We start from the raw sequence: 14,604 nt of genomic DNA, 5'->3' as shown, positions 1-14,604 counted from the left end.
TTCATAAAATTTAATTATCTCAATCTCTGTATCAAAATCAAACTTCTGTAAGAATTCCCCGTACTCGGACTCTGACTTGATGCTGTCGTAAAAGTATTTGTTCCAGGAAGTATCGTAAAATCAACAGTTTGTGCTGACCCTGTGATATTAATGAAATCATCAAAATAATAAGTTGTTGTCTGATTTGAGTTATTGGTGAAATTCACCAAAGAATATTCATTATTATTCACAATACTTTTCAGGAAAAGATTATTTAATGAACTTGTTCCCGCAAAATTCCCTACAAGTCTCACCTGTATTTTATATATTCCAGGCTGTAATAAAATCTGATCTGCAGTTCTCGCCGGCGATCCTTGTCCTGCAGGTGCAGACACAGCATCATTTATCGTTGCTCCTACAATGGTATTAATAAAATTGGGTGCAGTGTTGGGTGCATTTCCCATTTCCGCTGTACTATCATTTGAGTTAAACCTTAGTCCAACTTCACTCACTGTTGTGTAAGTAAATGCATTCAAACCTATTCTTAGAATCTGACCTTCTACCGAAACTGTATTATTTTTATAAATATCCCCGTTTGTATCAATAACTAAACTAGTCGCAGCTGTGTTAGTCGGTAATGTTGCTAAGCTTTCAAATCTTACAGCACTTGAATTGGCATTTACATGAAGTCTTCTAGCCGGAGTGCTTGTTCCGATTCCTACGTTTCCTGCAGAAGTAATTCTGAAACGTTCATTTAAACCTCCACCTAAAGAATTCCCTACATAAAAATCTTCCTCAGTACCATTTACAATCGTTGCACCAGTACGAATACTTCCTAAAGCCCAATTGGCACCTCCTGATGTAGGCCCACTATTGGTAAATCCTAGTAAAGAATAATTACCTGTAGCCAAGGGAGAAGTATTTCTTAATGCTAAAAATGCATATTGATTAGTAGAATTGGCAGCATCAATAATATTATATCTGTTAGAACTTGCCACACCAGAAATCACATGTAATTTTGTTTCAGGAGTCGTGGTACCAATTCCAATTCTGTCAGTTACAGCATCAACAGAAAAAGTATTTCCATCGACAGAAAAATGGTTTGTTCCTGCAGTTGCAGAATTTGCAAAAGTTAATGTATTTGTCCCTTGCGAAACGGTTCTGTTCGTAGTAAGAGTTCCATTTGAGTTATAAATATTTGTAAAACCTGTAGAGTTGACAACCTGCTTCCAAATTGAGCCGTCAAAGTAATAATAACCTGCTCCTGCAACTTCTGCAACTTGCGTTAAGCTTGGAGTTGTGCCCGAAGGAGCCGTAACATCTGTAACATAAACCAGCGCTCCACTTTCTGTCGCACCGTAGACTCCGGCAGATTTTGCTGCTAATTGTTGCTTTGTGATTCTTGGAGCTCTAAAACCATCTTTGATGCTTGTAGATGCCCCATTTCCTACAACATCTAAAGTAGTTTGAGGTGTTGGGGTATTGATACCAACTTGCGCATTAAAAGTTGTAGCTAAAGAAATAAAACTTAGAAATAACGTTATTTTTTTCATGAAAATCGAATTTGAAATGAAAATAATAATTATAATTAATAAATTATGTTAAAAAATATATTTTAACATATTAATTCTACGGCAATTCATACTTATAAGTTATTTATATTCCTTAATCATTAAATAAATCAATAATTTTTAAATATAAAAGCCCTGCTAAAAAGCAAGGCTTAAAAAAAATCAAATATCATTTTTACTTTAGAATAGCTCTCCAGCTACTTTTTTAATATTGTCACTTTTCCCCATTGAGTAAAAGTGTAAAACAGGAACCCCAAAATCAAGAAGTTCTTTGCATTGATTGATTGCCCATTCTACTCCGATTTGTTTTACGGCTTCATTGTTTTTAGCACTTTCCACTGCATTAATTAAATCTTCCGGCAAATCGATTTTGAAAACCTGTGGCAATAACTTTAAATGTCTTTTTGTTGCAATCGGCTTAATTCCGGGGATAATTGGAACTGTAATTCCCATTTCTCTAGCTTTTGTCACAAACTCGATAAATCTTTTATTATCAAAAAACATTTGGGTCACGATATAATCTGCTCCGGCATCTACTTTTTGTTTCAGCCATTTTAAATCGTAATTCATGGAAGGTGCTTCCATATGCTTTTCGGGATAACCCGCTACTCCAATGCAAAATTTGTTGTTTTCTTCACAAGCCTGCTCGTCATGAAGATATTTCCCTCTTCCTAAATCATTGATTTGATGAACCAAATCCATCGCACTTTCGTGACCTCCTTTTGTTGGCTCAAAATATTGATGACCTTTCATAGCATCGCCACGAAGCGCCATTACATTATCAATTCCAAGATACATACAGTCTACCAAAAGATATTCTGTTTCTTCTTTTGTAAATCCTCCACAAAGCAAATGTGGAACGGTATCTACATTATATTTATGCTGAATTGCCGAACAAATCCCCAACGTTCCGGGACGCATTCTGGTAATTTTACGTTCCATCAAACCGTTGCCTTTATCAATGTAAATATATTCTTCACGAGAAGTCGTTACATCAATAAAAGGAGGTTTAAACTCCATCAAAGGGTCTATGTTTCTATACAAATCTTCAATCCCGATTCCTTTCTGAGGCGGAACAACTTCTAAGGAGAACAAAGTTTTTCCGTTTGCATTTTTTATGTGTTCTGTAATCTTCATTTTATATTTTTGTTGAGTGTTGATTGTTACTCGTTGATTGTTTTAAACGAGCAACAAACAACTATCAACCATTAACTATTTTTATTAATCCGCTAAATTAGGTGACAACCATTTCCTTGCTTCCTGTAAAGAAATTCCTTTCCTCTTAGAATAGTCTTTCAACTGATCTTCTGTAATCTTTCCGAGCCCAAAATATTTTGCATGTGGACTTCCGAAATAATATCCAGAAACTGCAGCTGTTGGGAACATTGCTAAACTTTCTGTAAGATAAACTCCAATATTTTCTTCTACTTTTAAAAGATCCCAAATGGCATGTTTTTCCAAATGATCTGGACAAGCCGGATAACCTGGTGCGGGACGAACTCCTTTATATTTTTCAGCAATTAAGTCATCATTGCTTAAATTTTCCTGATTGGCATATCCCCAATATTCTGTTCTTACTTTTTTATGTAAAAATTCGGCATAAGCTTCTGCAAAACGGTCAGCCAAAGCTTTTACCATGATTGCATTATAATCGTCATTGGCTTTTTCATACTCATCTGACAATTCATCAGTTCCAAAACCTGTGGTCACACAGAAAGCTCCCACATAATCAGTTTTTCCTGAACTTTGAGGAGCAATAAAATCGCTTAATGCTAAATATTCTTTGCCTTTAGATTTTTGAAGCTGCTGTCTTAATGTGATGAATTTCGATTGCTGGTGATCATTTTCATCAAAAATTAAAATATCATCATCTTCAGTTGAATTTGCTTTGAATATTCCGAAAATAGCTTTAGCTGTCAATGCTTTTTCATCTAAGATTTTCTTTAAAATAACCTGAGCATCTTTAAATAATTCTTTAGCCTGCTCTCCTACGACCTCATCATCAAAAATATTCGGGTATTTCCCGTGAAGATCCCAGCTTCTGAAAAACGGTGACCAGTCGATAAACGGAACCAATTCATTTAAATCTTGACCTTCGAAAACCTGTATTCCTAAATTATTCGGTGTGAAAATCTCTTCATTTTCCCAATCAATTTTAAATTTATCTTTTCTTGCATCTTCAATGGAAACATATTCTTTATCAATCTGCCTATTCAGAAACTTTTCACGGAAATCCGAATAGTCATTCTTTAAATCGCTAACATATTCTTTATTTCTGTCTCCCAATAAAGAACTCACCACGTTTACCGCTCTGGAAGCATCGTTTACGTGAACTACTGCATTTTTATATTTTAAATCTATTTTTACGGCAGTATGTGCTTTTGAAGTCGTTGCACCACCGATCAATAAAGGAAAATTAAGATTCTGACGTTCCAATTCTGATGCGATATACACCATTTCATCTAAACTTGGTGTTATCAAACCACTAAGACCGATAACATCAACGTTATGTTCAATCGCAGCCTGAATAATTTTCTCGGCCGGAACCATTACTCCAAGATCTACGATCTCATAATTGTTACAACCCAACACAACGCTCACAATATTTTTACCAATATCATGAACGTCACCTTTTACTGTTGCCATTAAAATTTTCCCGTTGGCAGGTCTTTCACCATCCTTTTCAGCTTCAATAAACGGCTGTAAATAAGCAACCGCCTTTTTCATTACCCTCGCCGATTTTACAACTTGCGGCAGGAACATTTTTCCGCTTCCGAATAAATCACCGACTACGCCCATTCCTGTCATTAAATTAACTTCAATAACATGTAAAGGTTTAGCAGATTGTAGCCTTGCTTCTTCCACATCTTCTTCAATAAAACGATCGATTCCTTTTACCAAAGAATGCGTAATTCTTTCCTGTAAAGGTCTGGTACGCCATTCCAGTTCTTCAACAACTTCTTTTTTGACAGATTTATTCTTTTCAGAATAATCAAGAAGTCTTTCCGTTGCATCCTCTCTTTTATCGAGAATTACATCTTCTACAAGACCTAATAATTCTTTATTAATTTCATCATAAACCTCCAACATCGCAGGGTTTACAATTCCAATATTCATTCCCGCCTGAATCGCATGGTAAAGGAAAACCGAGTGCATCGCTTCTCTCACCGTATCATTTCCACGGAAAGAAAACGAAACATTACTCACTCCTCCACTTACCGATGCATACGGAAGATTTTGGCGAACCCATCTTGTTGCTTCGATGAAGTCGATTGCATTTCTTCTATGCTCATCCATTCCCGTTGCAACAGGGAAAATATTTAAATCAAAAATAATATCCTCTGCGGGAAACTTCACCTCATCAACTAAAATATCATAAGATCTTTTTGTGATTTCAACTCTACGATCATAGGTATCAGCTTGTCCGTCTTCATCAAAAGCCATGACAATAACCGCTGCACCGTATCTTTTGATGGCTTTAGCCTGTTTGACAAATTCCTCTTTACCACCTTTTAAACTGATGGAATTCACTACAGATTTCCCCTGAACCACCTGTAATCCGGCTTCTAAGATCTCCCATTTTGAGGAGTCTATCATGATCGGAATTCTGGAAATATCCGGTTCTGAACCTACTAAGTTCAGGAATTTTATCATGGATGCTTTTCCATCGATTAATCCGTCATCAAAATTGACGTCAAGGATCTGTGCACCGCCTTCAACCTGGTGACGGGCAATATCCAAAGCTTCAGAAAATTTCTCTTCTTTAATTAATCTCAAAAACTTTTTGGAACCGGCAACATTCGTCCTTTCACCAACATTGATGAAATTACTTTCCGGCGTTATAATAAGAGGCTCAAGCCCCGATAATCTTAAATATTTCATTAATTGTGTATTCTTCTAAAATAAATTAGTAGCGTTAATCCTAAGCAATAAATGTTGAAAAATTTATACAATTTCTCTCACTTTTCTTGGCTCATATTTATCAACCAAATCTGCGATCGCTTTGATATGATCTGGTGTTGTACCACAGCAACCTCCGATGATATTGATGAGTCCTTTTTCTACATATTCTCTGATTTGTTCTGCCATAAATTCTGGCGTCTCATCATATTTTCCGAAAGCGTTGGGAAGACCTGCATTGGGATAAGCTGAAACAAAGAAATCTGAATTATGCGCCAATGTTTCCAAATAAGGCGTCAATTGATTGGCTCCCAAAGCACAATTGAAACCAACACTCAATAAATTTAAATGTGAAACTGAGATCAAGAAAGCTTCTGCGGTTTGTCCGCTCAACGTTCTTCCTGATGCATCGGTAATGGTTCCCGACACCATGATTGGAATTTTAATTCCTCTTTCTTCACTAATTTCATCGATAGCGAAAAGAGCTGCTTTTGCATTCAAAGTATCGAAAATAGTTTCTACCAATAAAATATCTGAACCTCCGTCTAATAAAGCTTCAGATTGTTGTTTGTAAGCAATTCTCAATTCATCAAAAGTGATTGCTCTGTATCCTGGATCGTTTACATCAGGACTTAAACTTGCCGTTCTGTTCGTTGGCCCGATTGAACCTGCTACAAATCTTGGTTTACCAGGATTTTGAGCGGTATATTCATCACAAGCTTTTCTTGCGATTTTTGCGGACTCATAATTCAGTTCGTATACCAGATCTTCCATGTGGTAATCTGCCATAGCAATGGTTGTTCCTGAGAAAGTATTGGTTTCAATTATGTCTGCCCCAGCTTCCAAGTATTTTTTGTGAACTTCCTCGATCGCGTTAGGTTGTGTTAATGAAAGTAGATCATTATTTCCTTTTACAGGGTGTTCATAATTCTTAAACCTTTCTCCACGGTAGTCTTCTTCCTCGAATTTGTATCGCTGAAGCATTGTTCCCATCGCTCCGTCTAAAACAAGAATTCTTTCGGATAATGCTTTATATAGTTGTTCTGAATTTTTCATTTTATTTATTTTTCATTGGTGAATTAATCCTTTGATTGATATTTTTCCACAGGTTTCACCTATGGCTATTGTTGTTGAACCCTTCGGGTTCTTTTGCAGCCCGACTTGAGCGGAAATCCTTTTTTATCTGGCAAAAGCGATGGAAAAAAAAGATTGGGAGCGGAAGGCGGATACAGCTGCCCAAATAATTAATCCAATGCCTGTTTCAGATCTGCGATGATATCGTCTACATTTTCCAGACCTACTGAACAACGAACCAAACCAGCCGTAATTCCTACTTCATTTCTTTCTTCATCTGATAGCTTCGAGTGCGTGGTAGAAGCCGGATGCGTAACAATTGTTCTGGTATCACCAAGATTTGCAGAAAGTGAACACATTTTTATTTTATCTAAAAAGTTTCTTCCGCCATCAATTCCGCCTTTGATCTCGAATGCAACGATATTTCCTCCCAGCTTCATCTGTTTTTTTGCCACTTCATAACTTGGATGAGAAGGCAGGAAAGGATATTTTGTCAATTCTACATTCGGATGACTTTCCAAGAACTCAGCTACTTTCAACGCGTTTTCACAATGTTTCTCAACACGGATTGCCAACGTTTCTAAACTCTTTGACAAAACCCAAGCGTTGAAAGGTGACATTGCAGGCCCCGTATTTCTTGCAAAAAGATAAATCTCACGAATAAAATCTTCTCTACCAACCGCTACTCCACCTAAAACGCGACCTTGACCGTCAATCAATTTCGTTGCTGAATGAACAACAACATCTGCACCATATTTAATAGGCTGTTGAAGATAAGGCGTTGCAAAACAATTATCTACAATAAAAATAAGATTATGTTTTTTCGCTATTTTCCCAAAAAATTCCAAATCTAATACTTCAATTGCAGGATTTGTAGGAGTCTCAAGATATAAGATCTTGGTATTTGGTTGAATATATTTTTCTACGTTTTCGGCATCTTCAGCTTTGAAATAGGTTGTTTCAATATTCCATTTCGGGAAATATTTTGTGAACAATGTGTGTGTAGATCCGAAAACCGACTGACAGCTTACAATATGATCTCCAGCATTTAACAAAGTCGCAAATGTTGAATAGATCGCTGCCATTCCCGTTGCGAAAGCATATCCTGCTTCTGCGCCTTCCATTTTCACAATTTTATCTGTGAATTCCGTAACATTAGGGTTTGAAAATCGGCTGTATAAATTCTTTGGTTTTTCTTCTGCAAAACTCGCTCTCATATCTTCTGCATCCTGAAAAATAAAGCTGGATGTAAGATATAACGGTGTAGAATGTTCATCAAACTGGGTTCTTTCAGTCTGCGTTCTTATTGCGAAGGTTTCAAAATTTTCGTTTTCCATTTCTATATTTTCCGTAGGTTTTATTTACGGTTGTTTGTTATTATTTCGTTACATAGGTTTCACCTACGGCTATTGATATTGAACCCTTCGGGTTCACTGATTATTTAGTTTCGCTTACTCTTAAAATATCTCCGAAAACACCTCTCGCAGTAACCTGAGCTCCGGCTCCGGCTCCCATAATTACGATTGGATTTTCACCATAACTCTCGGTATAAATTTCAAAGATTGAATCTGAACCTTTCAATTGTCCTAATGCGGAAGTCGCAGGAACAGAAATTAATTTCACATCTAATTCACCTTTATCTTTTTGTAAATCTCCATGCAAATCTCCAACATATCTCAATACGTGACCAGGTTCTTGGTTTTCTTTGATTTTTTGATATTCATCATCCAATTCATCCAATTTGGATAGGAATTCCGGTTTTGAAACGGAAAGTAAATTTTCAGGTACCAAATTTTGAACATTGATGTCATCGAATTCATTAATTAAGTCAAGTTCTCTCGCCAAAATCAATAATTTTCTCGCAACATCGTTTCCTGACAAATCTTCTCTTGGATCTGGTTCTGTAAATCCTTTTTCTAGGGCTTCATTGATGATTGTTGAAAACTTATCGTCTCTTAAAGAAAAATTGTTAAAAACATAACTCAATGTTCCGGAGAATACTCCTTTAATTCTTGTGATATTTTCTCCTGAAAGGTGTAAAAGTTTTATGGTATCGATTAACGGCAAACCCGCACCAACATTGGTTTCGTATAAATAACGTCTGTTATTTTTGTTCAACGTATATCTTAGTTTACGGTATTCTTCGATCGGAAGGGTGTTGAAAATTTTATTGGAAGAAACCAAGTCAAATCCATTTTCTGCCAATGCGTGATAGTTGTGAACAAAATCTTTGCTCGCTGTGTTATCAACAACGATAAGATTTTCCAGTTGATTTTCTTTTGAAAACTTAATTAACTCCTGAACATCTGATGGATTTTCTGCAGCTAAAACCTCATCACTCCAATTGCTATCAAATCCTGTTTTGTTGAAGGCAATTTTTCTTGAATTAGCAACCGCTACAACCTTAAGATCGATTTTTTTACGTCTTCTGATTTCTTCTGACGATTGTAAAACCTGTTCTATCAAAGTCTTTCCAACATTTCCGTGGCCGATAATTGCTAAATGAACCGTTTTTGGTTTTTTAGACGTCTCAGATTCGATGATATTTTTTGCTTTTTCGTCTTGCGAAGAAGTTACCACAATATTGATACGTTTTTCGCTTCCTACTTGATTTAAAAGCAATGGAAAAACGTTGTTTCTAGCTAATTCTGCCAACACTTTATTTAAGTCTTCTGCAACAAAACCTATTACAGAAACATTATTTATACTGTAAATCTGAGAAACTTTTCCCGATTTTCTTTCTGCTTCAAATTCGTCAATCAGACAATTAACCGCTTTTTCGGAATCAGCTTCCTGAACCAAAATTGATAATCCGTTTTCAATTGCCTGTTGAGAAATTACTCCAACACTGATTCTCGCTAAAGTAAGCGCTTTAAAAATTCTTCCGTCAATCCCGATTTCACCTAAGAAATCTTCTCCTTCAAATTTGATGATTGATCTGTTTTTTAAAAATTTTATTTCGTTAGCATTTTTCATCGTCTATAAAATATTTTTAATAATGTTATTTAATTGTTCGTATTCCATTAAGAAGGCATCGTGCCCATGAATTGATTTGATCTCGTGATAGAAAACATTTTCCTTTTTTTCTTTAAGCTTTTCAAAACACATTCGGATTTCAGAAGCAGGAAAGAATAAGTCTGTATCAACGGAGATCATGTGCATTCGCGCCCCGATTTTTTCCAGTTGAGTTTCTTCTGCATTAATGTTCATTAATAAATGATTCATCAGTTTATAAGATTTTAAACTAAATCTTTCGTTTAATGAATTTCCGTGATAAACAAGCCAATCTTCCGATTCTAAAAGCTGTTTTTCCTGATTGTATTTGTTTTGAAATCTATCGTTTAAAGATTGTGGTGTTCTATAACACAACATCGCATGAATTCTGGCTTTTTGCAGTGGTTTATCATTTCCATTTAATAAAAATTTCTGAACCAGACATTGTGCATGAAGCCAATCATGAGTTTTGTAATCGCAGGCAATAGGAATAAAAATTTCGGCAATCTGTTGATTTTTTACCAACATTTCCCAGCCGATTCCACCTCCTAGAGAACCTCCAATAATGGCGTACAAGTTTTTTATATTAAGTTTTTCAAGACCTTTTAAAAAGATATTGCCAATATCTGAAGGCGTGAAATCTTCATATTCATCAATTAAAAAATTATCATAGCCGTTTCCGGGAATGTTGAAGCACAGAACTGTATATTTATTTGTATCAATGACCTGATTTTCACCAATCAGTTTTTTCCACCATCCTTTTTCTCCAGAAACATCTGAATTTCCGGTTAAGGCATGATTAACTAAAATGATAGGTGCTGAAAACAGGTCTTTCCCGAAAAGCTGGTAGCTCAACGGGATATTGTATTCCTTTTTGGAATTTGTCTGATACGAAAGATTAATATAGTTTAGTTCTGTTTTCAATTCTATTATACTTTTTGATAATACAATTTGAAAATGCCACTAGAAATGGCTGAAAGAACTTCAGTAAGTTATCTGTCCAAAATTATATTTGGTAGAACGTAGCACCTTCTTCGCTTGCGCAAAGGGTTGCTAAGGTTTCACAGGGTCTATCCCTCAACCTTTCTTGATAACATTTTCAATATGTGAATGATCGAATGCTGCAAAGATAAAACTTTTATTTTAAAAATTTATAAAAATTTAATTTAATCTCGAAAAGCCTTTAAACAAAAGAGCTTCAGGGATATGTTACGTTTTATTCAGATTCCAAATGTTGGAATTATTTTTCAAAAAACTTACCTTCGTAATGAAAAGTGATGAAATATGAGTGTTGAAAAACAAAGACTACAAGATAAAGACTGGAAAAACTGGGGACCGTATGTAAGCAACCGACAATGGGGAAATGTGCGTGAAGACTACAGTCCGGACGGTAATGCGTGGGGATCTACAAGTCATGATAAAGCGGAAAGTTATGCTTACAGGTGGGCAGAAGAAGGCATCGCCGGAATCTCGGATCCGAAGCAGCTTTTATGTTTTGCCCTTTCTTTCTGGAACAAAAAAGATAAAATGGTAAAAGAGCGATTTTTCGGGTTGAGCAATCATCAGGGAAATCATGGCGAAGACATCAAAGAACTCTTTTATTACTTAGATAACACACCTACTCATAGCTATATGAAGATGGTGTACAAATATCCTATTAACGAATTTCCGTACGACCAAATTATTGCCGAGAACGGAAGACGAAGCAAAAAAGAACCCGAATACGAGCTTTTTGACACCGGAATTTTTGATAACGATGAGTACTTCGATATTTTCATTGAATATTGTAAAGCTGAGCATAATGATATTTTAGTAAGAGTAACGGTAGCCAACAGAAGTCAGAAAGAGGCTCCGATATTGGTTGCTCCGACCGTATGGTTCAGAAATAACTGGAAATGGGGTTACAACGTTTACAAAGGTCAGTTGAATGCCTCTTCGGAAAACTGTATCGATATTAATCACGACAGTATTTCTATTAAAAAATTCTACTCGAGAAAGGATAATTCCAACAGTGTTTTTTGTGAAAATGAAACGAATGCTCCTAAATTATACGGAACGCTTTATTCTGGAAATACGTATTTTAAAGACGGAATTAATGATCATATTATCTACGGAAGCAACACTGTAAACCCTGAAAAACAGGGCACAAAGGCTTCTTTTTTAATTGATGAAATGATTGGAGCGGGAGAATCAAAAACCTTTGATTTCAGACTTTCTCCGAATGAAACAGATGAACCATTTAATCACTTTGATGAAATTTTTAATGCAAGAATTTCTGAAGCTGATGAATATTATAACGACATTCAGCATGATGTAAGCAGTGAGGACGAAAAAAATGTGCAAAGACAAGCCTTCGCAGGCCTACTTTGGAACAAACAGTTTTATCATTACAATGTTGGAAAATGGTTAAAAGGTGATCCCAATTTTGAAGCTCCGAGAGATTTCAACAATTATGTAAGAAATACGGAGTGGAATCACATGCACAACAAAGACATCATTTCCATGCCCGACAAGTGGGAATATCCTTGGTATGCAACTTGGGATCTGGCTTTCCATTGTGTTCCTTTTGCCATCATTGATGCAGAATTTGCCAAAAACCAACTTCTTTTATTAACCAAAGAATGGTACATGCATCCCAACGGTCAACTTCCTGCCTATGAATGGAATTTAAGTGATGTAAATCCGCCTGTTCATGCATGGTCTTGTTTCCGGGTTTTTAAAATCGATGAAAAAACAAACGGGAAACCGGATCTTTTATTCTTAGAAAAAGTTTTTCAAAAACTGCTTCTTAACTTCACTTGGTGGGTAAATAGAAAAGATAAAAGCGGGAATAATATTTTCGGTGGAGGTTTCTTAGGACTTGATAATATTGGTGCTTTTGACCGAAATATGGAATTAAAAGACGGTCAACATCTCGAACAAGCCGATGGAACGAGCTGGATGGCAATGTATGCCCTGAATATGATGAGAATGGCAATGGAATTAGCTCAATATTATCAGGTTTATGAAGATATGGCCATCAAATTCTTTGAACATTATCTTTATATCGCTGAAGCCATGGAAAATATGGGAGACGGCAAAGAAGGCTTGTGGAACGAAGAAGACGGGTTTTTCTATGATGTTTTACAGCTAGGAAACGGCGAAAGTGTTTCTTTACGTTTGAGAAGTATTGTTGGATTAATTCCATTGTTTGCGGTAGAGGTTATTGATCATCATTTGCTTGATAAAATGCCCAATTTCACCACAAGAATGGAATGGATTTTAAAAAATAAACCTGAACTTACGAAATTGGTTTCTCATTGGGAAGAGGAAGGACACGGGAGAAAGCATTTGATGAGTATTCTTCGTAAAAACAGACTCTCAAAAGTATTGACAAGAATGCTTGATGAAAAGGAATTTTTAAGTTCTTACGGAATCCGTGCAATGTCTAAAGTATATGAAGAAAACCCGTTTGTATTCTCTGTTCATGGAAGAGAAAATATGGTTTATTATACTCCCGCAGAAAGCGATAGCAGAATGTTTGGAGGAAACAGTAACTGGAGAGGTCCGATTTGGTTTCCTATCAACTTTTTGATCGTTGAAAGTTTACAGCGTTTTCATTTTTATTATGGAAACAGCTTGAAAGTAGAGCTACCAACCGGAAGTGGTGACAAAAGAAATCTTGATGAAGTTGCCCAAAATATCAGCGGAAGATTGTGTTCTATTTTCTTAAAAGATGAAAATGGAGAACGAGCCTTTAACGGCGGAAATGCTAAGTTTAATTATGATGTCAACTTTAAAGATTACATTACCTTCTTTGAATATTTCCATGGAGATAATGGCCGCGGAGTCGGTGCATCACACCAAACAGGATGGACGGCCACCGTCGCAAAACTCATGAAACCTAGAATGACAATATAATTTAAAGCCTCTTTTTAAGGGGCTTTTTTGATGCACATTCATCGATTTATATCTAAATAATAGAGCCGCGAGATATTGATAATTTATTTATATTTGCATCACAAAAACACAAATAAATGAACACAAATTCTTCACCTGTGTTCCTAATATACTTATTAGGAATCCATAAACAGACTTTAAAACGATCTGTTATCTATCTTAATTTTACTTCAATAAAATATCACTTACAAGCTATTATTTCTGATAAAATGTTATCGGAACGTATTTTCTTTATTGCTTAAAGTTCAGAAATATCGAAAATTTAAAACACACAATAAAATTATCTATGAAAACAAAATTATTTTGTCTGCTTTATTTCTTAATGCTCAGCTTGGGAATAAATGCGCAAAACATCAGTATTCCTGATGTGAATTTTAAAACAAGGCTTCTTTCTTCATCAGCGAGTAACACTGTTGCCAAAAATTTAAGTGGAAATTATTTTAAAATTGACGCTAACGGTGATGGACAAATACAACAAAGTGAGGCATTACAAGTAAGTGAGTTAAATATAATATTTTATGGAAGTGACACGGGGCTTTCATACACTACTATCAACTCTATAGACGGAATTAAAAGTTTTTCTGCTTTAAAAAGCTTTAAACTGCAAATAGGAAATACAAATTATTACTCTGGTGCAATTGATTTATCTAATATGGCAAGTTTAGAAAAAGCAGACTTATCCATAGGCTTTACAAGTACTCTTAATCATGATATAAATGTTTCCAATTGCACAGCTTTAAAAACCTTAAAGACATCTGCTTCAAACGGAGCAAATCTTAATTTTAATGGATGCACAACTTTACAGGAAGTTAAGCTTTATGGGAATGGCGATAGCAGCCCTACAATAGGAACTATAAACCTTAATAATTTCACTTCGCTAAAATCTCTTTATATTGAAAATATTAACTTAAATAATTTATTACTTCAAGGGTGTAATGCATTAGAAAATATAACTCTTAAAGAATATACTACAAACACAATTAGTAATCCTCTAAATGTTTCTAATTTACCTAGTTTAAAAACTTTGACTTTTAATAATTACAATGTAAATCTAGATGCTCACAATTGTCTGTATGTCTTCAAACCAATTTAGACATTTTGGTTTAAATCTTTAAGGAGGATTTTCGGTTTATAAACTTACTAATTT

General features: G+C 35.4%; 9 protein-coding genes and 1 riboswitch. Of the genes, 2 read left to right on the top strand and 7 right to left on the bottom strand.

The window, feature by feature from the left end; all coding sequences use genetic code 11:
- Positions 1–14: 14 nt before the first annotated feature.
- The 7 genes from SB689_RS21365 to SB689_RS21335 all read right to left on the bottom strand — a co-directional run bounded on the left by SB689_RS21365 (position 15) and on the right by SB689_RS21335 (position 10,442).
- Entirely contained in the window at positions 15–1,532 is a 1,518-nt protein-coding gene (locus tag SB689_RS21365) for a hypothetical protein (RefSeq protein WP_410694110.1), read from the bottom strand.
- Between the two features lie 198 nt (positions 1,533–1,730).
- Positions 1,731–2,687: a methylenetetrahydrofolate reductase [NAD(P)H] gene (metF, locus tag SB689_RS21360; protein WP_123982691.1), complete on the bottom strand. Its 957-nt coding sequence runs from the start codon at positions 2,685–2,687 to the stop codon at positions 1,731–1,733.
- Between the two features lie 84 nt (positions 2,688–2,771).
- Positions 2,772–5,432 carry a methionine synthase gene (gene metH / locus SB689_RS21355; protein WP_410694109.1) on the bottom strand — a complete coding sequence of 887 codons (2,661 nt, stop codon included), beginning with the start codon at positions 5,430–5,432 and terminating at the stop codon, positions 2,772–2,774.
- A gap of 63 nt (positions 5,433–5,495) precedes the next feature.
- The gene (locus SB689_RS21350) at positions 5,496–6,506 is read right to left on the bottom strand and encodes a homocysteine S-methyltransferase family protein (protein WP_410694108.1); all 1,011 of its coding nucleotides are present in this window, start codon (positions 6,504–6,506) and stop codon (positions 5,496–5,498) included.
- Positions 6,507–6,694: 188 nt separating this feature from the next.
- Entirely contained in the window at positions 6,695–7,861 is a 1,167-nt protein-coding gene (locus tag SB689_RS21345) for an O-succinylhomoserine sulfhydrylase (RefSeq protein WP_410694107.1), read from the bottom strand.
- A gap of 100 nt (positions 7,862–7,961) precedes the next feature.
- Positions 7,962–9,500, bottom strand: coding sequence for an ACT domain-containing protein (locus tag SB689_RS21340; protein ID WP_410694106.1), 1,539 nt, complete (start codon positions 9,498–9,500; stop codon positions 7,962–7,964).
- Between the two features lie 3 nt (positions 9,501–9,503).
- Positions 9,504–10,442: an alpha/beta fold hydrolase gene (locus SB689_RS21335; protein ID WP_410694105.1), complete on the bottom strand. Its 939-nt coding sequence runs from the start codon at positions 10,440–10,442 to the stop codon at positions 9,504–9,506.
- Positions 10,443–10,507: 65 nt separating this feature from the next.
- A riboswitch (SAM riboswitch) is annotated at positions 10,508–10,615 on the bottom strand.
- A gap of 187 nt (positions 10,616–10,802) precedes the next feature.
- On the opposite strand from SB689_RS21335, the gene SB689_RS21330 reads away from it, so the two are divergent.
- Both SB689_RS21330 and SB689_RS21325 read left to right on the top strand, forming a co-directional pair.
- Positions 10,803–13,418, top strand: coding sequence for an MGH1-like glycoside hydrolase domain-containing protein (locus SB689_RS21330; RefSeq protein WP_410694104.1), 2,616 nt, complete (start codon positions 10,803–10,805; stop codon positions 13,416–13,418).
- Between the two features lie 325 nt (positions 13,419–13,743).
- Positions 13,744–14,550, top strand: coding sequence for a hypothetical protein (locus SB689_RS21325; protein WP_410694103.1), 807 nt, complete (start codon positions 13,744–13,746; stop codon positions 14,548–14,550).
- Positions 14,551–14,604 lie beyond the last annotated feature (54 nt).

This window comes from Chryseobacterium sp. SIMBA_038, assembly GCF_046535115.1.
Taxonomy (GTDB): domain Bacteria; phylum Bacteroidota; class Bacteroidia; order Flavobacteriales; family Weeksellaceae; genus Chryseobacterium.
Note: the sequence above shows the minus strand (reverse complement) of the source record. Positions and strands in the feature narration are given on the sequence as shown.

Bases quoted from the DNA above. Each gene is read 5' to 3' on its own strand.
- SB689_RS21345 (WP_410694107.1), bottom strand. From the start codon at position 7,861: ATGGAAAACGAAAATTTTGAAACCTTCGCAATAAGAACGCAGACTGAA.
- SB689_RS21365 (WP_410694110.1), bottom strand. From the start codon at position 1,532: ATGAAAAAAATAACGTTATTTCTAAGTTTTATTTCTTTAGCTACAACT.
- SB689_RS21350 (WP_410694108.1), bottom strand. From the start codon at position 6,506: ATGAAAAATTCAGAACAACTATATAAAGCATTATCCGAAAGAATTCTT.
- SB689_RS21340 (WP_410694106.1), bottom strand. From the start codon at position 9,500: ATGAAAAATGCTAACGAAATAAAATTTTTAAAAAACAGATCAATCATC.
- SB689_RS21325 (WP_410694103.1), top strand. From the start codon at position 13,744: ATGAAAACAAAATTATTTTGTCTGCTTTATTTCTTAATGCTCAGCTTG.
- SB689_RS21330 (WP_410694104.1), top strand. From the start codon at position 10,803: ATGAGTGTTGAAAAACAAAGACTACAAGATAAAGACTGGAAAAACTGG.
- metH (WP_410694109.1), bottom strand. From the start codon at position 5,432: ATGAAATATTTAAGATTATCGGGGCTTGAGCCTCTTATTATAACGCCG.
- metF (WP_123982691.1), bottom strand. From the start codon at position 2,687: ATGAAGATTACAGAACACATAAAAAATGCAAACGGAAAAACTTTGTTC.